This window comes from Bacillus sp. AR8-1 (assembly GCF_008042345.1).
Lineage (GTDB): Bacteria > Bacillota > Bacilli > Bacillales > Bacillaceae_G > Bacillus_A > Bacillus_A cereus.
The window spans coordinates 83151-105833 of sequence record NZ_QNUB01000018.1; the positions used below are offsets into that span (position 1 = coordinate 83151).

Consider the following 22683-nt stretch of genomic DNA (forward strand, 5'->3'; position numbering starts at 1 on the left):
CGCCTTATAAAAAACTCACTTACATGTAATATTACTGAAAATAGGTTTTATTTTCCACACTATCAAATAATCTCTTTTTCCCAACAAAATAAAAAGACCAACGAATTATAATATTCATTGGTCTTTAAATAAAAAGTTCATTGGTTTTAAATTTGATATCGAGTATCAATTTCAAGAATTATTAAGCTTTACTAAAGCTTAAATCCCTTACTACTTTTACTCTCAACTAGCTTTATGTTCAAGTCTCAGCTTATCCGCAACCATTGCGATAAACTCAGAATTCGTAGGTTTTGCTTTTGACATGGATACTGTATAACCGAATAAGGACGAAATAGAATCAATATTCCCACGGCTCCAAGCTACTTCAATTGCGTGACGAATTGCGCGCTCCACACGGCTTGCTGTGGTATTATATTTCTTTGCGATATCTGGATACAATACTTTCGTAATCGATCCTAATAATTCGATATCATTGTATACCATGGAGATTGCTTCTCGTAAATACATATATCCTTTAATATGAGCGGGTACACCAATTTCATGAATGATACTCGTAATACTCGCATCTAAGTTTTTCGGTTTTCCATCTACTGTTGTTGCTGATCGGAATGATGGTAGTGGACGCTTAATCATAGCGTTTGCTTTACCACTCACTTGACGAATATGACTCGTTAAATTCTCCATATCAAATGGTTTTAATATGAAATATGAGGCACCTAAGTCAACTGCTTTTTTCGTCACATCTTCTTGGCCAAATGCTGTCAACATAATTACGCTAGGCTGTTTTAACCTTTCAATATGTCGCATTTTCTCCAATACAGCTAAACCATCTAAGTGTGGCATAATAATGTCTAAAACGAGTACATCAGGTTGCTTATCTGTTAATAAGTTTAAACACTCTTGACCATTATAAGCAGTACCGATTACTTCCATATCATCTTGAGCGGCTACATAGCTCTCTAACATTGATACTAGTTCTTTATTATCATCCACAAGACATACTTTAATTTTCTCCACAGCTTTTCCTCCCTTACCGAATCGATTCTCCGACATGTGTATCCTTCTAGGCTACATGAATTGTTCGACAATTGTGTGAAAATTCCCTTTTAAAGTTTCTTACTTTCCGATAAAATCACAAAAAAATATGTTTATCGTTCATTTATTCCCTTTCGCAACACATTCCATCATAGAAATACAACGAAACGTTCAACCCTTTCCTTTTATTTTACAACAAAAAACACCTCTTGCGGGGCTTTTACAAAATTTCAACGAATTTTTCAACAGAAAAAGCGAGCTAATAATATATATTAGCTCGCTTTTTTCTCTTGATCATAAATATTAATTCCAGCTTGATGTAACATCCATTCAATATGAACACCATATCCTGATGTTGGATCATTTACAAATACATGTGTAACAGCACCAATTACTTTTCCATTTTGTACAATTGGACTTCCGCTCATTCCTTGTACGATACCGCCCGTTTTCGCTAATAGACGTTTATCTGTTACTTTTATTACCATACCCTTTGTGGCTGGGAATTTTTGCTGCACTGTACTAACAACTTCAATATCAAACGCTTCTACTTTATCTTGATCAATAACTGTTAATATTTTTGCCGGTCCTTCTTTTACTTGATGAGATAATGCGATAGGCATTGCTTTATCCATTATACCGTTTTTCATATTCGTATTTAATTTTCCAAAAATACCATATGGACTATTAATTGTAATATTGCCAATCACTTCACGGTCTGGTGAGAATCTTGCTAATTTCTCCCCTGGATTCCCATGACTACCTCTTTCAATTGATGTAACTGTCGAGCGCATAATTTGTCCATCTTCGACTTGAATCGGCTTTTTCGTATCATTATCAGAAATAACATGACCAAGTGCCCCATATTTCATAGAATCTGGATGAACAAATGTCATCGTTCCAATTCCAGCTGCCGAATCACGGATATACAAGCCAATTCGATAAGACGATTCACCGTTGTCTTTTTGTGGAGTTAGCTTCGTACGAATATATTTTCCATCTCTTAACAATACAAGATTAAGCGGTTCACCTGTTTCTCCACTATTATGAATAAACGGTGCTACATCACTCATTCTTTCAATTGTTTTACCATTAATTTCAGTAATCATATCTCCAATTTGTACACCTGCTGTTTCACCAGGAGATATTTTACCTTTTTCAGTTTGAATTAAATGATGGCCTACAACAAGTACACCTTTTGTATTTAATTTCACACCAATTGATTGTCCACCTGGAATCACTTTAAAATCTTTTAACACTTTCACATTTACTTTTTTCACTGGAAAACCAGCAAGCTGAAATACCATATCAGCTTCACCATTTTGATGAGAATTTACCATAAGTCCTTGTTTTTGTTCATTCGAACTCACTGTAAATACATGACGATTTGTGGATGAAGCTTTGAAAACTGGTAATGACGATATTTCTGATTGTTGTCCTTCAAAAACAACAAGTTGTTTCGGTGATGAAATAAACGTTCGAAGCGGTTTAAAACATCCAATAAAAACTAAAGAAACAAGGAGACAAAGACCTATTATTTTTCGAAATTTTTCTAATTTCAACTTGTTCACTCTCCTCGCTCCTACCCCACATTCAGCCTCTTGGCTTCACTTTTTAATCTCTCCTTGCAGTGCTTTATTTATAACCGGAAGAATTAAGAAATCGTCATTTGAGAAAAAAAGCTATCCATTACTGGATAGCCTCTGCTGTCTGTTTAAAATGATGCGCTTGCGTAAGTAATTCTTTCGCATGCTCTGTCGTTAAATCTGTGATTTCCACACCAGAAATCATTCGAGCTATTTCTGTTACTTTATCCTCCATAGTTAAAACAGTAACTGATGTAATTGTCCGATCATTCGCTACTTGTTTTCGAATAAATAAATGTGAATCTGCCATTGAAGCTACTTGAGGTAAGTGCGTAATACAAAGTACTTGCGAGTTTACTGATACTCGATAAATTTTTTCCGCAATAGCCTGTGCGACCCGGCCACTTACACCCGTATCCACTTCATCAAAAATAACAGATGCAACCCCTTGATGCTTAGAAAAAATGCTTTTTAAAGCTAAAATGATACGAGATAACTCTCCGCCAGAAGCAACCTTTGAAAGTGGTTTTAGCGGCTCTCCTGGGTTCGTCGAAATATAAAATTCCACATGATCGTAACCATCCGCCGTAAGTCTTACCGGCGCACCTTCCACAAGGGGCTCTTCTGCATTTCCTTCTCTCTTCATAATTCTCACTTCAAATTTCGTTTTTTCCATATATAATTCTTTTAATTCTTGATGAATTGCATTTGTAAGGTGTTCTGCAAGCTCATGACGCATATTACTTAACAACGTTGCTTCTTTCAGAATAACACTTTCTAATTCCTTCAACTGTTTCTTCGTCGTTTCAATATGAACGTCTTTATTTTCAATTGTAAATATTTCTTGTTCAATTTTATCTGCATACGCTAAAATCTCTTCTACAGTATTTCCATATTTTCTCTTTAGCATACGAATTTCATTCAAACGTGTTTCGATTTCATCTAAACGATTTGGATCATATTCCATCATATCGAGCTTTTCTCTCAGTTGATATGCAACCTCTTCTAATAAGTAATAACTATTTGCAATTGAATCATGATTCTCTTGATACATTTCATCTAAATGTGTAATACTTTCCATTTGTCCCATTGCGCTTCTTACATTATCTAATCCTTGTCCGTCAGCACTCAATGAACGATATGCATCACCTAATGCTTTATAAATCTTTTCAAAATTAGAAATTTGCAATCGTTCCTCAGTTAATTCATTTTCTTCATCCATCTTTAAATCAGCTTTGCGAATTTCTTCATGCTGAAATTGAATTAAATCTAAGCGATGTGCCATCTGTTGTTCATTTTCACTTAACGATTTCAATTGTTTTTTTAATTTTTCATAGTCAGCGTATACGTTTTGATATATGTCTAGTTGTTTAACGATTCGATCCCCATCAAAGTGATCAAGCATAAACAGATGTCGTTCTTCATTCATTAAATCTTGCGTTTCATGCTGTCCATGAATATCAACAAGTGTTTTCCCAATTTCTTTTAATATGCTAAGTGTAACAAGCTTCCCATTTACACGACATACACTCTTCCCGTTCGCAGCAATATCACGCTTTAAAATAATCATGCCATCTTCTATTTCTATATCTAACTCTTCTGCCTTTTCAATACATGGATGCTTATCATCTTCAACATAAAACAGCCCTTCAATCTCAGCCTTTTCTGTTCCATATCGAACAAATTCTGCTGACCCACGGCCACCTACAAGTAAACTAATCGCATCAATAATAATCGATTTTCCGGCCCCTGTTTCACCGCTTAAAACCGTTAAACCTTTTTGAAAAGAAATATTTAATGCTTCAATAATAGCAAAGTTTCTAATCGATAATTCCGATAACAATGCCCCATTCACCTCGTTATAAAATAATCCCTTACTAAAGGATTTTCTCATTTCTTCATTCAAATAATCATGCTATATATTTGTATGTATATACTCTTCTAACCCGCTTCATTGTACCAAACATTTGTTTTACGGGTCAATCCATCTATTTTCTAACTTTATGCAAACAAAATATTATATTACAATTGAAAAATCATATTTTTGACCAATAAAAATATCTTGTTCACTTCCCACTTTACGATGGAAAGCAAACAAGATTTTTTGTTACAACATATTTAAGAAACGATCAGAGACAACACCTGTATCGTCAGGTGTACGGCAAATAATTAAGCAAGTATCATCACCACAGATGGTTCCGATGATCTCATCCCACTCTAAATGATCAATAAGTGCTCCAAGTGAATGAGCGTTACCAGGCAATGTTTTTAGCACAAGCATATGTCCTGCCGTGTCTAATTTTACAAATGAATCCACTAGATTTCGTTTTAATTTTTGTAACGGGTTAAATCGTTGATCTGCTGGCAAGCTATATTTATAGCGCCCATCATGTAATGGCACCTTCACTAAGTGCAGTTCTTTAATATCGCGCGATACTGTTGCTTGCGTTACATTAAATCCCTCATTACGTAAAATATCAACTAATTCATCTTGTGTTTCAATTTCTTTGTTTGCAATAATTTCCCTGATTTTAATATGGCGCTGACCTTTATTCATACATTTGCACCTCACACTATCTCTTACCATAGTTTAAACATTGGTATACTTCACTTATTTATGTTAACTTATAATTCGTTTCTTGTACACAATTGTTTTTACAATCATTATACAATTACAGCAAAAAGAGGAACAACATATGTTATTCCCCTTTCCCTTTTTGTTTTAGAACGTCATGTGCTTCTGTAACAACTTGCTCTATAGAAATCGGAGAATGATTTTCGCCATTCTCACGTTCACCATGCCATTTCAGATGAATTAAAAATTCAATATTACCATCCCCACCCGTAATTGGTGAGAATGTTAAACCTTCCACATCATAGCCCTCTTTTAAAGCAAAATCGACAATCATTTCTACAACAGCTTCATGTACTTTTCTATCACGAACGATACCTTTTTTCCCAACTTGCTCTCTTCCAGCTTCAAACTGCGGTTTAATTAACGCTGCTACATCTCCGTTAGGCATAAGCATTGTTTTTAAAACTGGCAGTATAAGCTTTAATGATATAAATGAAACATCAATACTTGCAAATTGAGGTAAACCACGTTCTAAGTCTGCTGGTGTCACGTAACGGAAGTTTGTTCGTTCCATTACAACAACACGCTCATCCTGACGTAATTTCCACGCTAGTTGATTGTATCCTACATCTAATGCATAAGATAATTTCGCTCCATTTTGAAGCGCGCAATCTGTAAAGCCACCAGTTGATGAACCAATATCTATCATAACTTTATCTTGTAAATCAAGATGAAATGTCTCTAATGCCTTTTCAAGTTTATAACCACCACGACTTACATACGGCATAACTTGTCCCTTCACCGTAATCTCAGTATCTTGCGAGATTTTCTCTCCTGGCTTATCAAGTCTCATCTCATTTGCATATACGAGTCCGGCCATAATGGCGCGCTTTGCTTTCTCACGCGTTTCTATAAGTCCTCGCTCTACTAATAGTACATCTACTCTTTCTTTTTTTACGCTCATTTGTTACGCCCTTTTTTGTTTTGATGGAATCATTGTATGAATACGGTCTACAACAGCATCTGTCGTTAAACCAATTTCTTCTAATAATTTTGTTACACTTCCGTGCTCTATGAAGCGGTCTGGAATACCCATTCGTTCAACTAATGCACTATGGTAACCATTTTCAGATGCAAATTCAACTACTCCTGTTCCAAAACCACCGATTAAACAAGCTTCTTCAATCGTTAAAATCGGTATATTCTTCCCTAGAAGATCATGTAAATATGCTTCATCCATTGGTTTAATAAAGCGAGCATTCACTACTTTCACTGAAACCCCAGCTTTTTCAAGACGCTCAGCTGCTTCCATTGCCATTGGTATTGTCGTACCAAACGTTAAAATAGCTGCTTGTGTACCCTCTTTTAACGTCTCCCACGTACCGATTGGAATCGCCTTTAATTCTTCATCCATATGAACGCCAAGTCCATTACCACGAGCATAACGCAATGCGATTGGTCCATCTTCATATTGCATCGCCGTATAAACTAAATGTTGCCCTTCATTTTCATCTTTCGGCATCATAAGCACCATATTCGGCAAGTGACGTAAGAATGAGATATCAAATACGCCTTGATGCGTTTCACCATCTGCTCCTACTAATCCCGAGCGATCTATTCCGATGAAAACATTTAAATTTTGGCGGCATATATCATGAACAACTTGGTCATATGCTCTTTGTAAAAATGTCGAATAAATTGCTAAGAATGGCTTCATTCCTTGCGTTGCCATACCTGCTGCCATTGTTGTAGCGTGCTGTTCTGCAATACCTACATCAATCATACGATCTGGGAATTCTTTTTGGAATTTCTCAAGTTTTGATCCAACAGGCATTGCAGGTGTAATTGCTACGATACGCTCATCCGCTCTCGCCAGCTTAAGTACTGTTTCACTAACGACAGCACTCCATGCTGGTGCAACTTCTTTTGGCTTAACGAAGTCACCTGATTCAATTTTATAAGGTCCTGTTCCATGCCAAGTTCCAATAACGTCACTCTCAGCCGGTTTATAACCTTTTCCTTTTTTCGTAATAACGTGAACAAGTACTGGGCCTTTTGTTTTCTTTGCATATTGCAACGTTTCGAATAACTTTTCATAATCATGCCCATCGACTGGACCTAAATATGTAAAGCCTAACTCTTCGAAAAAGACACCAGATACTAGTAAATATTTAAGACTATCTTTTATTTTCTCTGCTGTCGCAGCCACTTTCCCGCCAACTGCTGGGATTTTCTTTAATATATACTCTAATTCATCTTTTACCCAGTGATATTTTCCTGCGGTACGTAAACGACCGAGTACATTATGAAGCGCACCAACGTTTGGTGCAATTGACATTTCATTATCATTCAAAATAACAATCATGTCTGTTTTTTCATGTCCAATATGGTTCAATGCCTCTAAGGCCATTCCACCTGTTAAAGCACCATCTCCAATAATTGGTATAACATATTCTTTCGTTTTCTTTAAATCACGTGCCAGAGCCATTCCCATTGCAGCCGATAACGAAGTCGAGCTATGACCAGTTTCCCATACATCATGCTCACTCTCGCAACGTTTCGGGAAACCACATAGACCTTGATATTGCCTTAATGTACCAAACTCTTTCGCGCGTCCAGTTAAAATTTTATGTACATAGGATTGATGTCCTACATCCCATAAAAATTTATCTTGCGGGCTATCAAATAATTTGTGCAGAGCAATTGTGAGTTCTACTACACCTAAATTAGGTGCAATATGTCCACCTGTTTGAGAGAGCTCTTCAATTAAAAACTTACGAATATCCTCACTCAATCCCTCTAGTTCACTGATAGACATATCTTTCAAAAAACTAGGGTTTTGAATTTGCGTTAGATCCACATGGATCACTCACTTTCATTTCATAATCTGTCAACATGTCAAATATTATAAAAAACATTTACACAAAACAAGAAATTCTCTTTTCTACTTTTCGTCTTGTCCCGCTATTAACCAGTCTATTGCGCCTTAATCCTATTATAAACCATATTTCTTTAGGCGATGAAAAAAATAGCCGCTAACACGAAGTGATAACGGCAATGTAATCTACATATATTTTTGCCAATAACAAGAAAAGAAAAACCTTTTCCTACATTTATATCATAAAATGATGAATGACTCAACAAATGAAAACGCTGTTATATTAGTTATTACGTTTTGCAATCAAATCGCAAATAGATAGTAAATATTCATCTTGTAATTGCAAGGAGCTAATTGCACCTTTTGCTTCTGCAATTGTTTCTTCTAAAATATCCTTTGCTCTATCTACAGTAAACAACGTCGTATATGTGCTCTTTTCATTAGAAAGATCGCTACCAATCGGTTTTCCAATCTCTTCTTCGGTGCCTTCGACATCTAAAATATCGTCTCGAATTTGGAAAGCTAGACCGATATATTTAGCAAACGTAAGCAACTTTTCTTCTTGCTCTTCTGTCGCATCAGAAAGTATCGCACCCGCAAGTACAGCAAATTCAAGCAGTTTTCCGGTCTTATGTTTATGGATGTACTCCAATTCATCAATCGTAAGGCGTTTCCCTTCAGCTTCCATATCTGCCACTTGTCCGCCAACCATTCCTTCTGGTCCTGCTGCTTTTGCAAGTTCAAGTACAAGTCTTACTTTTTTTTCTGCAGAAATTTCTTTTTGCTCATATGCCATAATAACTTGAAAAGCATACGTCAATAAGCCATCTCCTGCTAAAACTGCCATCGCTTCACCAAATACTTTGTGATTTGTGGGCTTTCCTCTTCTTAAATCATCATCATCCATACAAGGTAAATCGTCATGAACTAACGAATATGTATGAATCATTTCAAGAGCACAAGCTGCACCTACTCCAAGATTTCTTTCTTTCCCAAACGCTTGTAATGTTGCAAACAAAAGTAACGGGCGGAGACGTTTTCCACCCGCTTCTAAAGAATATGCCATCGCTTCACGAAGTACATTTGGACATTGTAATTCATTTGCATAGCTTACAAGTTTCTCTTCTACGAAAGTTTTACTTTCCTTCAAAAAAGTATCAAAAGCAATCGTCACTATGCTTCATCTCCTAAAGCAGTAAACGGTTCAAGCTCTCCATCTTCCCCAAGAATAACTGCCATTTGTTCTTGTACATTCTTCAACTTCTCATCACAAAGCTTAGATAATTCCATACCCTCTTTAAAATAAGAAATCGCTTCTTCTAAAGGTACGTCACCTTGTTCTAGCTTAGAAACAAGATGCTCAAGTTGCGAAATTGCCTCTTCAAAGCTTAATTTATTTTCCATTATTCAATTCACGCTCCTCTATGCCTGATACGCTACAATCTAGTATTCCATCTTGTAATTGAACTGAAACAGCATCTCCAAGGCTTACATCTTTCACACTTTTTAACACTTGCTTCTCTTCATCATATACAAGCCCGTACCCTCTCATCATTACTTTAAGCGGACTTAACGCTTCAAGTTTTTGAGCAGCTCTTACAAAGGCAAATTCTTTCGTTTGAAGTAACGTTTGCATTTCACGTTGTAATTGCTTTTGCAACGTTTCAACAGCTACCTTCGTTTGAATAATTTTTTGAGATGGGTGGTGCTTCTCTAAATAAAATGAAAGTTGCTTTAACTGATTCACCTTTTTATCAATATAGCGCTCGTTCGCTAAAACAAGCTGTTCTAGCGCTCTATCTAATTGCTCTTCCTTTTGCTCATATACTTGTCTTGGATAACGGAACGCATACGATTTTTGCAACACTTGTAGTTTTTCTTCTTTTTTATGTACTAACTCTTTCATTGCTCTTTGCAATCTCAGAGTTCTTTGTAATACCTTTTCTTGTAACTCTATAATATTAGGTGCTGCTAGCTCAGCTGCTGCAGTCGGTGTTGGCGCGCGTAAATCTGCAACAAAATCTGCGATTGTAAAATCCGTTTCATGGCCTACTGCCGAAATAATAGGAATTTCACTCTTAAAGATTGCTCTTGCAACCATTTCCTCATTGAAAGCCCATAATTCCTCAATAGAACCTCCACCACGACCAACGATTAGTACATCTATCTCTCCCATTTCATTCGCTGTACGAATCGCTTGTACAATCGAGGGAGCCGCTGACTCCCCTTGTACAAGTACCGGAAATACAATAACATTCCCAATTGGATAACGACGTTTAATCGTTGTTATAATATCACGAATCGCTGCTCCTGTTGGCGACGTAATCACACCTATTGTTTTAGCATAAGGAGGAATTGCTTTTTTATAAACTTGAGAAAAAAGTCCTTCTTCTTCTAAGCGAACTTTTAACTGTTCGTACGCTAAATGTAAATTTCCGACTCCGTCAGGCTGCATGTCTTGAATATAAATTTGATAAGAACCACTCGCCTCGTAAACAGAGATTTTCCCTTTCACGAGTACCTTCATCCCATTTTCAGGTTTGAATTTAATATTACGATTATGACCCGCAAACATAACCGCTGCGATTCTTGCATTTTCATCTTTCAATGTAAAATACATGTGGCCACGGCTATGATTTTTAAAGTTGGAAATTTCACCTTTTAACCAAACAGACTGCAAATGCGGATCATATTCTATTTTTGTTTTTATATAGCGTGTTAACGCTGTAACGGTTAAATATTGCTTCTCCATTTCTCTCTCCTCATAGCCGACTCAAATTATTTACAAACGACACCTGCACGTTTGGCAGATTCAACAGTATTATGAAGAAGCATTGTGATTGTCATTGGACCAACACCCTTTGGCACAGGTGTAATGTAACCCGCAACATCTAACACGTTGTCAAAGTCAACATCACCACAAAGTTTTCCTGTTTCTAAACGGTTAACACCAACGTCAATTACAACCGCTCCTTCTTTAATATAATCCGCTGTTATCATTTTAGGTCGTCCAACAGCTACGATTAAAATATCAGCTAACTTCGATAACTCTTTCATATTTTGCGTCTTAGAATGACAATATGTGACAGTGGCATTTTCATTTAAAAACAATTGCCCCACTGGTTTACCGACAATATTACTTCTTCCAATTACTACTACATGTTTTCCAGAAATATCAAGATTTGTTTCTTTTACTAATTCTACAATACCATGCGGTGTACATGGAAGGAATGTATCTTGTCCCGTCATCATACGTCCCACGCTGATTGGGTGAAATCCGTCTACATCCTTTTCTGGTGAAATTCTTTCAATGATAGCTTTTTCTTCAATATGTTTTGGTAAAGGTAATTGCACTAATATGCCATTAATACGGTGATCGCCATTTAAGCGATCGATTTCAGCAAGCAAACGTTCCTCAGTAATTGTTTCAGGAAGTTCAATTAGCTCTGAGTAAATCCCTACTTGTTCACAGCCTTTTTCTTTTCCTTTTACATAAGAACGAGATGCTGGATCTTCTCCAACTAAAATAACTGCTAATCCTGGTACAATACCTTGCTCTTTCAACTTCACAACTTCTTCTGTTAATTGTGCTCGTTTTTTCTCCGCAACTTCATTTCCTTTGATGATTACTGCTACCATTTTAAGATTCCCCCTTAAAGAATTTACAGTGTATCTTTTATATTAGATAAAACGCCGTTAATAAAACGACGAGATTCCTCATCCCCAAATGTTTTAGCAATTTCAATTGCTTCGTTAATTGTTACGTTGTGTGGAATTTCTTCCATGTATTTCATTTCATACACAGCTACACGTAAAATACTGCGATCAACAATGCTAATACGCTCAAGCTTCCACTTTTTTAAGTTTTGACGAATCGCTTCATCGATTGCTTCTTTATTTTCTACAAAACCTACTACAAGTGACTCTAGAAACTCATTTGTTTCTTCGCCTTCATCTAGCGTATTTTCCACTGCTACTTTCGGTTCTAATTCACCTGTAATATCCATTTGGTATAATGCTTGCATTGCTCTTTCTCTAGCCGTCCTACGTTTCATTGTAACTCTCCTTTATGCTTCAAGTCTTTCCTTATACTTTGTTATATTATTATAATTTATAAGCCGTCAATTCACTTACTCTTACAGTTTTCATTGATTTTCCAACCTTATAATACAATGATAATAACACAATTTATCGTTTCACACACGGGTTACAAGGCTGAAAAATAATAAAAAGATTAACTTCAAGTTCCATATCTTATCACAATGTACGTTTTTTGGAAAAACGACACATTTTCTTGTTTATTTCTTATTTTTTGAAATAGTATAATAATTAGAGGGTTGTAATTTGTGAAGAAATGAAACGATAAAAAAGATGCCTATGTTACTAGGCACCTTTTCATTCTTACACTGGTTCGATTTCTGTTTTTTGTGTTTCGAATGTTACGCCAACGATGTGAACATTCACTTCTTTTGGCTCAAGTCCTGTCATCGTAAAGAGTGCTTGGCGAATATTGTCTTGAATCTTTTGTGCAACAACTGGAATTGCTACACCAAAATACATTACAACATAAAGGTCAACGATAATATCTTCGTTTGCTAATTCAACCTTTACACCTTTACCATGATTTTTCTTACCTAACTTCTCAACAACATCTGTAGCAAAATTACCGCGCATTGCCGCTACACCTTCTACTTCAGCAGCTGCAATACCTGCAATTACTTCAATTACTTCTGGTGCAATTTCTACTTTACCAAGAGTTGTATCTTGACCCATATCTAACATATGTTCAGCCATGAAAAAAACCTCCTTTAATGTATCACTGCGTCACAAGTTCATGCTCTTCCAAAAATTTCGTATTAAACTCACCTTTTACAAAATCAGGATGATCTAGCAATTGCAAATGGAACGGGATTGTTGTATGTACGCCTTCAATGACAAATTCACTAAGTGCGCGCTTCATTTTTGCAATTGCCTCTTCACGTGTTTTTCCGTGAACAATTAATTTAGCAACCATCGAATCATAGAAAGGTGGGATTGAATATCCCGGATATACAGCTGAATCGACGCGAATACCAAATCCTCCTGGTGGTAAGTACATTTCTACTTTACCTGGAGATGGCATAAATTTTTTGGCAGGGTTTTCCGCATTAATTCGACATTCAATTGCCCAACCATTAAATTGTACTTCTTCTTGCTGTAACGATAACTTTTCTCCTGAAGCAACAAGAATTTGTTCTTTAATTAAGTCCATTCCCGTTACCATTTCAGTAACCGGATGCTCAACCTGAATTCTCGTATTCATCTCCATGAAATAAAAGGTTTTCGTTTTATATTCATAAATAAACTCAACCGTACCAGCACCTGTATAATCAACCGCTACCGCCGCTTTAACTGCCGCTTCACCCATCTGCTTGCGAATATCTTCATCAAGTGCAGGTGATGGACTTTCTTCTAATAGCTTTTGCAAACGGCGCTGAATTGTACAATCACGCTCTCCTAAATGAATGGCATTTCCGTGTGTATCTGCCATTATTTGAATCTCAACATGGCGGAAATCTTCAACGTACTTTTCTAAGTATACACCAGGGTTCCCAAAAGCGGTACTAGCTTCTTGCTGTGTAATTTGAATTCCTTTTATAAGCTCTTCTTCATGGCGTGCAACACGAATACCTTTTCCGCCGCCACCTGCAGTCGCTTTAATAATAACTGGATATCCAATTTGATTAGCAAGCTCGATCGCTTCTTCGGTATTTTTAATAATCCCTTGTGAACCTGGTACAATCGGAACCCCTGCTTCTTTCATTGTATCACGAGCAACGTCTTTTGTGCCCATCTTTGAAATAGCTTCTGGACTTGGACCGATAAAAATCAAGTTACATTCACGGCATAACTCTGCGAAATCTGCATTCTCTGCTAAAAATCCGTATCCCGGATGAATAGCATCGCAGCCTGTTAACTTCGCAACGCTAATAATGTTCGTCAAATTTAAATAGCTTTCTTTCGAAATCGTTGGTCCTACACAATACGCCTCGTCTGCAATTTGTACGTGAAGTGACTCTTTATCTGCTTCTGAATAAATTGCAACTGTTTCAATATCCATTTCTTTACAAGCACGAATAATTCGTACAGCAATTTCCCCACGATTGGCTATTAATACTTTTTTTATCATCACAAAGACTCCCTTATTACGCTTTTACAAGAAATAGCGGTTGTCCATACTCAACAAGCTGTCCGTTATTAACAAGAATTTCAACAATTTCGCCCTCTACATCAGCATCAATTTCGTTAAATAACTTCATAGCCTCGACAATACATACGATAGAATCTTTCGATACTCTATCCCCAACACTTACATATGGAGGTGTATCAGGTGAAGAAGAAGAATAGAATGTACCTACCATTGGTGAGGTGATCTTATGTAGGTTTTCATCTTGAACAGTTTTATTTTCTTCTTGTTTTGGCGCTTCTGCTTGCGCTGCTGCTACTGTCGTTTCAACTTCAACAGGCGCTACTGGTTGCATAGCTTGTTTTGCTGCAGGTGCTTGCACAGCAACAACTTCATTACCACGCTTTTTCATTTTGATTGTTGTACCGTCTTTTTTGTATTCAAATTCATCAATATTAGAGCTATCAATTAATTTAATTAATTCACGAACTTCTTGAATTTTAAACATGTAAAATCCACTCCCATACTCTTGTTTGTCCCGTTTTTACAGATTCTCGTCACGAAAACTAGATTGACTGTAAAAATACGATGTATTCTATTAGAAAATATATTTCATTAACTAATAGAAATATTTACTATTTCCATCTTACGATAAATTTTTTAAACATTCCAATTTATATTTCTTTATAATAAATCGAAACTCCTGTAAAAATATTATTCCAATAAAAATTTAATACCTAGTAATAATACCAAGTTTCACATGAAATTGGCAAGACCACTTCTTAAAAAACATTCACTACTTTAGCAAAACGTTACACAGCAAACATGCCATTCCCTCTCCACTCTTCACTACACCTATAGTCAATAACATATTTTTACCAAATATTATTTTTTTGTTTACACGCCGTTCATCATTCCTTCATATAAGAATAGTATGTTCAAAGTGTAGAAAATATATTGTGTCGAGGTGTGGAAATATGATATGGCTCATTCTCTTTTTACCTGCTGTAATCGTTTGGGCATGTGTTCTTTGCATCCACGTCAAATCCGGAAAAAGTAATCATCAGTACCATGAACCATTAATCTTTTACTCGCAACGTGTTTCTCCATTCCGAGTTGAACATAGTAAAAATAACTACAAAGACGAAATAGAAAAAAGCTATCGAAAATGATAGCTTTTTTCTATTCACACGTTTACTTACATACTCTATTTTACTATTTGCATACCCTTTGCTTAGTAAAAGATAATAATCCGCAGGGAAATCCCTGCGGATTAAAGTTTCACTTATTTCGCTGGTGGATCAAATTTCACACCTACATCTTTTGATCCACCTTCACTTCTTACAAGTTGAATAATTTTATTTGCTTCTTTCTGTGAATGTTTTGCCGCTTTAACCGTTACTCTAATGTCAGTACCATCAGCTCTTACAAGAGCATCTGGATATCCTCCTTGAGATTTAATTACTGTCTCAAGTAATTCTTGCTTCGTTTCCATTGTCGTAATGGCATCAAAATTTTCTTTTGCTTTATTCTTTTCTGTTGCTGAAGCTTTTGTTGAACTCATCACTTCTTGTAATTTTGCTTTTTGTTCACTACGCTGATCTTCCATTTGCATACGTAAAGCTGTGAAATTCTCATCACTTGATTGAACTGATACATTGCCCTCTTTTTTACTTGTTTCTTTTTTTGCATTTTCTTTTTTGTCTGTTTCTTTATTTGTTGTTTCCTTGCTTGTATTTTCTTTTTTCGGAGTTTCTTTAGGCGCTTCGTTTGTTACTGCTTTATCAGTACCTTGTTTTTCTTGTCCAATCTTTTCACCTGTTGCCGGCGATGCTGTATTCATTTTGTCAGGAGTTGTCACGTAATACACAGATAGTACAACAACTAAACTTAACATCGTTAATAACCAAACTGTTTGTTTTTTTAACACTTTATTTCCTCCCTATCAATTTTTCGGTGAAACTGAAACGCGATGGGCCGGTACATCTAGCAGCCTTATCACAGCTTCTTTTACCATTGCTTTAACTTGTATATTATCCACTCCCTTTGCTACGACAAGAACACCACGTACTTTCGGCTTCTCTGTTCGTAAAACAACAGGAGTTTCCTTATCCCCTTCACGTATAATGACAGTCTTTTCATCAAGAGACTCGTCCTCTACTTCTCTCTTACCGCCTGTTTTATCTGTTTCACCTGTTGTTTGTGAGCGTTTCACTGTATTTTTTTCTAAAATTTTTTCTTCAGATGAATCTAAATTCACTTTAATCGTTACGTCTTTTACTCCTGCTATTTCTTCTAAAGCAGTTTTTAATTCTTGTTCATACGCTTTTTCATATTTTTCTACATTTGACATACTATCATTACTTTTTTGTCCGAAAGTTGGTACGTCTTTTTCTTGATTTTGAGTTTTTTGTTCTTTAAATACAGGTACTTCTTCTTTTTTACTTGAAAAGAGACTACTAGAAAACATAAGCAAAATTCCAAGTATGAGTAGGACAAGTAAAAACTTAGGTGTTACCTTTTTACCCTTCTCGTTGCTTTCTTTTTGATCCCCATTCAATAAGTTTCGAAAAAATGAGAACTTCGAATTTTTATCTTTATTGTCCATTTACTCTACCTGTCCTCCCTTCCATTTGAACTTGGATTTGTTTACCCTCTAGTTGCCACCTGCTTGAAAAGAAATCTTTCATTTCTACATTCGTTTCTTCCACTTTTTTTGGAGGCTCTTTCGTGTTAATTTCAATTGGCTTTACTGTTTCGATTGCATCATTTTTACTACGTTCTTTTTCTTTCAACGTCACAACAACAGATTGAATATCTTTCGCTGACTTTACTTCTTCTGTATTTTCTGCTGCGACTATTTGTATTTCAGAGACAGTCATACCATACTTTTTCTCAAACTCTTTTCCTACTTCTTTTTTCATTTTGGTAGCCATCTCTTCTAAACTATATGCACGTGTTAGAGCTTGTATTTCTTTTTTCTTCGAATCTATTGAATTTTTTACAGATCCTTCTGCTACGTACTTTTCTTCATTAAAATTTGCAATTACTTCATTTACATCTGTCTGCAATAGTTTAAAAAGGGGCGTTAAAATTAATACGACTAACAAAAGACTTACAACGAATTTAACGTATTTTTGCAAATTCGAATTTGGAAGAATAAGATGAAGCATTGTTGCTAAGAGCAAAAAAACGATAATATTTCTGATCCACTCTGTAACAAATTGCATACTCTTCACCTCCTACCGCATCATAAGTGTAATATTCCCCGCAGCAATAATAATTGTAATACTTAAAAAGAACATAAATGATACGATAGCTAAGCAAGCAAATACGTAAATGATGCTTCGTCCAATAATGTCTAAACATTGAATAATTGCTCCGCCGCCAACCGGTTGCAATACTGCTGCTGCGAATTTATAAATAAATGCAATACAGAAAATTTGAATCGCTGGAAAAGCAACAATTAAGCATAAAATGACGAGCCCAATAATTCCGACTGTGTTTTTCAATAATCCTGATGCGCTAATAACAGTATCTGCCGCTTCTGTAAACATCCTTCCAACTACTGGAATGAAGTTTCCTGTTACAAATTTAGCAGTTTTCACAGCTATTCCATCAGCAACAGCTGTTGCTGTCCCTTGTACAGATAATACTCCTAAAAAAATTGTTAAAAAGACACCGATAATCCCTACGCTAACGTTTTGCAGAAGCTTGGATAATTTCGTCACTTTATATTGATCACTCATTGTACTTACAATACTTAATATCGTTGCCAGTAATAAAAGTGGTAGAACGATATAATTCATAAGAAGCCCACTCGTATTCATTAAGAAAATGATAACCGGATGAAAAAATGATACAGATACAACCCCGCCCCCAGTTGCTATAAGCGCCAGCAAAATTGGCAATAACGCTAATATGAAATCTACCATTGTTTGTATCGTTTCTCTTGCATATGTCATAACGACATAAAAACTATTTAAAGCAAAAATAATAAGTACCATATACACAACAGCATCAGCAATTTTACTTACGCTACTTTTTGAAAAAGCGGATTGCAGTGATTGCAACAATGCACTAAAGATTGTGAGCATAATAAGTGTGCCAAGCAGTTTTCCATTAGCAGCAAGCTCATGAAATAAATATTTTAATAACCCTATCATCCACTCTTTTAGAGAGAATTCTTTTTCTCCCTTTACAAACTCCATAAAGCTCCCTTTTTGACTCTCTGGCAAATAGCCACCATATTTTGTAACAAGCCCGTCCCAAAATTGCTTCACATCTTCAATTCCGAGCTTATCCAATTGTTGATCAACGACGTTTGTTTCTACAGGAGAAGCTTGTACAACAACCGGTAAAGAAAAGAAAAGGAAGCAAGCAAATAGCAGCTTAGCTCCAAACCTCCTCAACATTCACTCCCCCTTATCCCGTCGGTAAAAATCCGAGAATAGTTTCAATTACAACCGTCAAAATAGGAATCGCCATAACGAGAATTAAGATTTTCCCAGCAAGTTCAATTTTCGAAGCGATGGCACCTTGACCAGCATCTTTTGTAATTTGGGCTCCAAACTCAGCAATATAAGCAATTCCAATAATCTTTAGTAACGTTTCCACGTAGACGTTACTAACTTTCGCTTCACTTGCTACTCTCTCAATCATTTGTAAAATAGAATGAATTTGATCGATTAAAATAAGAAACATCACGCTACCTACGAACACAATAAATAAAGATGTAATACTAGATTTATGCTGATTCAAAACAGCAGCTAAAAACGTAGCAACGAGGCCTAATCCGACAATTTGTATAATTTCGATTCGAACCGCCTCCTTTACTGGAAGAGAAAGACACTTTTAATCTTGTCAAATAGCGTGTTAATTAAAAATGCAACATGAAATAAAATGACGACAAAACCGACAAGGATAACCCAATTTGCAATATCCTCCCGCTTTAATTCTTTTAGTACAGTATGAATGAAAGCTAAAACAATGCCGATTCCGGCGATTTGAAATATTAATCCAACATCAATGGACATCGCCTTTCTCCCCCCTATAGCAGTAAAATTACAATAAGTAGCCCTGCTAGTACCCCTAAGCTCTTAATCATTTTTTCGTATTGCAGTTGTAGCGCTTTCGCTTCTCCTTCTTCTCTCTCCAAATGTGTAATACATAAGCGAATATGTTTTTGTTGTGATTCACGATCATGTTGCCCGAGCGTTTCACCAAATTGCTGCAGTATTTCATACTCAGTTTGTTGAAATGCGGTTAACTTCCAGTTCTCTTTCAAACTATCTATCCACGCTTCTCTTACTGTTTGTTCCCCGCTTTGTAGTCTTCTGGCGAAACTTTGAAATATCCAATTTAATGGCTTTGGCATTTGTTTAACTAATCGCTCGGCAGCCTCAGATAAAGGTGTGTGTCCATACATAATTTCTGCTTCTAATGATTGAAGTGCTGATTTTAATAATCTAAGTTGCCTCGGCCTCTCACTATATCTTTTAGCGTATGAAAACCCGAAAAAGGTGCTGACCGCAACGATTAACACTGCACCGAATATTTTCACCATACGCCCTCAGCCTTTCTACTTGATAGCACTGGTTTTCCATATTTATCTTTCACCTGCATAACCGTTCCTGGACCCCTCGCTTTTGACAACTCCACAAACCTATCAAATATACCAAGCTCTAGCACTGCCTTTAGCGATGGACGTCTCACAACATCCTCATAGGAAAATCCGTGTGCACTTATAAAAAGCTGAACACCTGCATGCACTGCCTCCATAATTGCTTCACTATCTTCTTTACGGCCAATTTCATCTACGATCAAAATATCAGGACTCATAGAACGAATCATCATCATCATTCCTTCTGCTTTTGGACACGCGTCTAACACATCGACTCGGGTACCAAAATCATATTGCGGGATCCCTTTCACACAGCCAGCAATTTCTGACCGTTCATCAACGATCCCCACTTTACAAGAAGGAATTTCCGAAGCACTTACTCCTTGACTCATGCAACGAGCTACATCTCTTAAAAGTGTCGTTTTTCCCGTTTGCGGAGGGCCAATTACCATCGTGTTTAACCATCTTTTTTCATACAAATATGGCAAAAGCGGTTCAGCAATCCCTATTTTTTGACGAGCAATACGAATATTAAAGGAAGAGACATCACGAATCATTTTCACTGCGCTTTTTTCTGTAATGACTTTTCCCGCTAATCCGATTCTATGCCCCCCGCGAAGTGTCACATACCCACGTTTTAATTCCTCTTCCATCGTATAAATTGAGAATTGACTTAACTTATTCAGTAAGTAAATAGCATCCTCTGCAGTAGTGATATAGTCATAAAAAAACACCTTTCCGTGTGCAATACACTCTAGCGGTCTTCCAATTCGAACACGAATTTCCTCTAAAGCATCGTATTGCTTACATTCTTCAATTAAATACTTCATCGTTTTTGGTAAAACTTCTAATACCTCTTTCATCGGCTTCTCCCCACTATACTCGACTTACTATTTCAGTAATGCGATAAAAATACAGCAAATTCCAAGCGCTAGAAAAAAGAGCTTCAAGAAAGAAATTTCACTTGCTACACTCGCTATCCCAATTGTCATTGTTAAAATTAATACGGTAGGTCCAACAAACGCTAACATACCATTTATAAACAACGCTTTCTTCGCATCATTCACATAAAGCATAAGCAAAGCAGCAAATATCTCCGCACTACCTGAAAATAATCGAAGTGCTCCCATAACAAGCACGGATGTTTCCATTGCCGCTAGCCACTGTTTCATTCTTCCACCTTCTCCCGTAACAGTTACTAACTTCATATTCTAAAAAAAAATATATTTGTACAACCATATGCAGAGGTTGTCTATTTCAGAAGCAAAAACATAACTTTTCTCTAAAGCCCGCATTCTAATCTGAATATTCATATTTTTACGTGGTATATTATGGTATATTTAGTTTAAAAGGGGTATAAGCCATGCAGCACGTCACTTTATTACCACTCGATTTATGCTATACAAATGTGATTTTCGAGCTATCAAGTGATCCACATATAAAAAATGCATTAGGGCTAACGGTAGAAAACATCGAAGACACGAAAACATTTCTTCTTTTCGCAATAGAAGAAGAACATCAAAAGAAATCATTATCGAGAATGATTGTAAATGAAGAGAATGAAATAATTGGCCTCACCACACTTAAACATATTAATAATGAGAAGAAGCAATCTCACATTGGTAGTTGGCTCGGCTATCCGTACTGGGGAAAAGGCTATAACGAGGCTGCTAAAAAAGAAATCTTTAAAATCGCTTTTTTAGACTTACAACTTTCCTACGTATTTGCTGGTGCTAAAATGAATAATATCCGCTCGTTAAAAGCACAAGAAAAACTACCTTATATTTCATTGCATGTGGAAAACAAGTTTCCAGACGAACACGCTGCACTAGAGAAAGAAGTAAAGTCACCTTGCTCTCTGCATGTCGTGTCACGTGAAAATTTTTTAAACTGGTTGGAATTACAGAGTGAGGAGGAAAAATATGAAGGCATTGAAAATTAGTTTAACCGTTGTAGTAGAATTAGCTCTTATTTATCTTTTTTCATTGTTGGTCGGTTGGTCATTTATAGAGACCTTTTTCCTTGGTAGTTTAGGGATATTTGGTACAATTTGGCTCATTGCTTTAAATATAAACCAAAATGCCAACATTGATCACACTATATATAAAACAGGTGAAGTAAAACCTTTTCGTATGACATGGAGCCCTTACACAGTAGGTGCTGCTAGTCTTACAGCTTTCAGTTTTATTGTAACAGCTATTTACTATCTACCCTATTTCCTATAAAAAAAGCACTCGTGAATTATCACGAGTGCTTTTCTACTATGCACGAGAAACGTATTTACCTTCACCAGTGTTGATGATAAGCATTTCGCCTTCGTTAATGAAGATTGGTACCTGTACAACAAGACCAGTTTCTAATGTAGCTGGTTTTGTTACGTTAGAAGCAGTATCACCTTTAATACCAGGCTCTGTTTCTGTAACTTGTAATTCAACTGTGTTTGGAAGTTCAACACCAAGTACTTCGCCTTGGTAAGTCATGATTGCTACTTCCATGTTTTCTTTTAGGAATTTAAGCTCGCGCTCGATTTGTTTTTCACCAAGCTCGATTTGCTCATAAGTTCCGTTATCCATAAATACGTGAGCCTCACCACTTGCGTATAAGTATTGCATACGACGGTTTTCGATGTGTGCTTTTTCTACTTTCTCACCTGCACGGAATGTTTTCTCCTGAACAGATCCTGTGCGAATGTTACGTAGTTTAGAACGAACGAATGCAGCACCTTTACCTGGCTTTACGTGTTGGAAATCAAGTACTTGCCAAAGGGCATTGTCCACTGAAATTGTTAAACCTGTACGAAAATCGTTTACTGAAATCATG

The 22683-nt window shown here is 36.3% G+C and carries 27 protein-coding genes; 3 read left to right on the plus strand and 24 right to left on the minus strand.

Annotation, left to right across the window (positions count from 1 at the left end):
• Window positions 1-222 precede the first annotated feature (222 nt).
• The 14 genes from spo0A to accB all read right to left on the minus strand — a co-directional run bounded on the left by spo0A (window position 223) and on the right by accB (window position 14748).
• Window positions 223-1017, minus strand: coding sequence for a sporulation transcription factor Spo0A (gene spo0A / locus DN400_RS13725; RefSeq protein WP_011110369.1), 795 nt, complete (start codon window positions 1015-1017; stop codon window positions 223-225).
• Between the two features lie 290 nt (window positions 1018-1307).
• The gene (spoIVB, locus tag DN400_RS13735) at window positions 1308-2606 is read right to left on the minus strand and encodes a SpoIVB peptidase (protein WP_002000940.1); all 1299 of its coding nucleotides are present in this window, start codon (window positions 2604-2606) and stop codon (window positions 1308-1310) included.
• Between the two features lie 118 nt (window positions 2607-2724).
• Entirely contained in the window at window positions 2725-4464 is a 1740-nt protein-coding gene (recN, locus tag DN400_RS13740) for a DNA repair protein RecN (protein WP_000947734.1), read from the minus strand.
• A 264-nt stretch (window positions 4465-4728) separates the two neighbouring features.
• The gene (gene argR / locus DN400_RS13745; RefSeq protein ID WP_001032580.1) at window positions 4729-5178 is read right to left on the minus strand and encodes an arginine repressor ArgR; all 450 of its coding nucleotides are present in this window, start codon (window positions 5176-5178) and stop codon (window positions 4729-4731) included.
• Between the two features lie 142 nt (window positions 5179-5320).
• Window positions 5321-6160 carry a TlyA family RNA methyltransferase gene (locus tag DN400_RS13750; protein WP_000111872.1) on the minus strand — a complete coding sequence of 280 codons (840 nt, stop codon included), beginning with the start codon at window positions 6158-6160 and terminating at the stop codon, window positions 5321-5323.
• Window positions 6161-6163: 3 nt separating this feature from the next.
• Entirely contained in the window at window positions 6164-8056 is a 1893-nt protein-coding gene (dxs, locus tag DN400_RS13755; protein WP_000366452.1) for a 1-deoxy-D-xylulose-5-phosphate synthase, read from the minus strand.
• 301 nt (window positions 8057-8357) lie between these two features.
• Window positions 8358-9248 (minus strand): (2E,6E)-farnesyl diphosphate synthase, encoded by an 891-nt coding sequence (ispA, locus tag DN400_RS13760; RefSeq protein ID WP_000150374.1) that lies wholly within the window; start codon window positions 9246-9248, stop codon window positions 8358-8360.
• Entirely contained in the window at window positions 9248-9478 is a 231-nt protein-coding gene (gene xseB / locus DN400_RS13765) for an exodeoxyribonuclease VII small subunit (protein WP_000428423.1), read from the minus strand. The genes ispA and xseB overlap by 1 nt, the downstream gene beginning before the upstream one ends.
• Window positions 9468-10826, minus strand: coding sequence for an exodeoxyribonuclease VII large subunit (xseA, locus tag DN400_RS13770; RefSeq protein ID WP_098360870.1), 1359 nt, complete (start codon window positions 10824-10826; stop codon window positions 9468-9470). The genes xseB and xseA overlap by 11 nt, the downstream gene beginning before the upstream one ends.
• 26 nt (window positions 10827-10852) lie before the next feature.
• A complete protein-coding gene (gene folD, locus DN400_RS13775) occupies window positions 10853-11713 on the minus strand; it encodes a bifunctional methylenetetrahydrofolate dehydrogenase/methenyltetrahydrofolate cyclohydrolase FolD (protein ID WP_098850640.1) in 861 nt (286 codons plus the stop codon).
• Window positions 11714-11736: 23 nt separating this feature from the next.
• Window positions 11737-12129: a N utilization substance protein NusB gene (gene nusB, locus DN400_RS13780; protein ID WP_000830247.1), complete on the minus strand. Its 393-nt coding sequence runs from the start codon at window positions 12127-12129 to the stop codon at window positions 11737-11739.
• A 346-nt stretch (window positions 12130-12475) separates the two neighbouring features.
• Window positions 12476-12868, minus strand: coding sequence for an Asp23/Gls24 family envelope stress response protein (locus DN400_RS13785; RefSeq protein WP_000807630.1), 393 nt, complete (start codon window positions 12866-12868; stop codon window positions 12476-12478).
• 22 nt (window positions 12869-12890) lie between these two features.
• The gene (gene accC / locus DN400_RS13790) at window positions 12891-14243 is read right to left on the minus strand and encodes an acetyl-CoA carboxylase biotin carboxylase subunit (RefSeq protein ID WP_000592870.1); all 1353 of its coding nucleotides are present in this window, start codon (window positions 14241-14243) and stop codon (window positions 12891-12893) included.
• A 16-nt stretch (window positions 14244-14259) separates the two neighbouring features.
• Entirely contained in the window at window positions 14260-14748 is a 489-nt protein-coding gene (gene accB / locus DN400_RS13795) for an acetyl-CoA carboxylase biotin carboxyl carrier protein (RefSeq protein WP_000472864.1), read from the minus strand.
• Window positions 14749-15217: 469 nt separating this feature from the next.
• Between accB and DN400_RS13800 the strand changes: the two genes are divergently transcribed.
• Window positions 15218-15412, plus strand: coding sequence for a hypothetical protein (locus tag DN400_RS13800; protein ID WP_002000935.1), 195 nt, complete (start codon window positions 15218-15220; stop codon window positions 15410-15412).
• A gap of 113 nt (window positions 15413-15525) precedes the next feature.
• Here the strand turns inward: DN400_RS13800 and DN400_RS13805 are convergent, their stop codons facing one another.
• The 9 genes from DN400_RS13805 to DN400_RS13845 are packed head-to-tail and all read right to left on the minus strand — an operon-like array spanning window position 15526 to window position 21035.
• Window positions 15526-16170, minus strand: coding sequence for a SpoIIIAH-like family protein (locus tag DN400_RS13805; RefSeq protein ID WP_000914710.1), 645 nt, complete (start codon window positions 16168-16170; stop codon window positions 15526-15528).
• A gap of 15 nt (window positions 16171-16185) precedes the next feature.
• Window positions 16186-16848 carry a stage III sporulation protein AG gene (gene spoIIIAG, locus DN400_RS13810; protein ID WP_000368890.1) on the minus strand — a complete coding sequence of 221 codons (663 nt, stop codon included), beginning with the start codon at window positions 16846-16848 and terminating at the stop codon, window positions 16186-16188.
• Complete coding sequence (gene spoIIIAF, locus DN400_RS13815) at window positions 16838-17470, minus strand: stage III sporulation protein AF (RefSeq protein WP_001161037.1); 633 nt, start codon at window positions 17468-17470, stop codon at window positions 16838-16840. The genes spoIIIAG and spoIIIAF overlap by 11 nt, the downstream gene beginning before the upstream one ends.
• A 12-nt stretch (window positions 17471-17482) precedes the next feature.
• Window positions 17483-18655, minus strand: coding sequence for a stage III sporulation protein AE (gene spoIIIAE, locus DN400_RS13820; RefSeq protein ID WP_000946113.1), 1173 nt, complete (start codon window positions 18653-18655; stop codon window positions 17483-17485).
• 10 nt (window positions 18656-18665) lie between these two features.
• Window positions 18666-19049 carry a stage III sporulation protein AD gene (gene spoIIIAD, locus DN400_RS13825; RefSeq protein WP_077393170.1) on the minus strand — a complete coding sequence of 128 codons (384 nt, stop codon included), beginning with the start codon at window positions 19047-19049 and terminating at the stop codon, window positions 18666-18668.
• Window positions 19050-19072: 23 nt separating this feature from the next.
• Window positions 19073-19276 carry a stage III sporulation protein AC gene (spoIIIAC, locus tag DN400_RS13830; protein ID WP_000020914.1) on the minus strand — a complete coding sequence of 68 codons (204 nt, stop codon included), beginning with the start codon at window positions 19274-19276 and terminating at the stop codon, window positions 19073-19075.
• A 14-nt stretch (window positions 19277-19290) separates the two neighbouring features.
• Entirely contained in the window at window positions 19291-19806 is a 516-nt protein-coding gene (gene spoIIIAB, locus DN400_RS13835) for a stage III sporulation protein SpoIIIAB (RefSeq protein WP_000238703.1), read from the minus strand.
• Window positions 19800-20726, minus strand: a complete 927-nt coding sequence (spoIIIAA, locus tag DN400_RS13840; RefSeq protein ID WP_000665907.1) for a stage III sporulation protein AA — start codon at window positions 20724-20726, stop codon at window positions 19800-19802. The genes spoIIIAB and spoIIIAA overlap by 7 nt, the downstream gene beginning before the upstream one ends.
• 27 nt (window positions 20727-20753) lie before the next feature.
• Window positions 20754-21035: a YqhV family protein gene (locus DN400_RS13845; protein WP_000816050.1), complete on the minus strand. Its 282-nt coding sequence runs from the start codon at window positions 21033-21035 to the stop codon at window positions 20754-20756.
• Window positions 21036-21226: 191 nt separating this feature from the next.
• Here DN400_RS13845 and DN400_RS13850 point away from each other — a divergent pair, with 191 nt between their 5' ends.
• Complete coding sequence (locus DN400_RS13850) at window positions 21227-21805, plus strand: GNAT family N-acetyltransferase (protein WP_001164993.1); 579 nt, start codon at window positions 21227-21229, stop codon at window positions 21803-21805.
• The gene (locus DN400_RS13855) at window positions 21786-22088 is read left to right on the plus strand and encodes a hypothetical protein (RefSeq protein ID WP_000645574.1); all 303 of its coding nucleotides are present in this window, start codon (window positions 21786-21788) and stop codon (window positions 22086-22088) included. Before DN400_RS13850 ends, DN400_RS13855 begins: the two co-directional genes overlap by 20 nt.
• Window positions 22089-22124: 36 nt before the next feature.
• Here the strand turns inward: DN400_RS13855 and efp are convergent, their stop codons facing one another.
• Window positions 22125-22682 (minus strand): elongation factor P, encoded by a 558-nt coding sequence (gene efp, locus DN400_RS13860; RefSeq protein WP_000626513.1) that lies wholly within the window; start codon window positions 22680-22682, stop codon window positions 22125-22127.
• Window position 22683 lies beyond the last annotated feature (1 nt).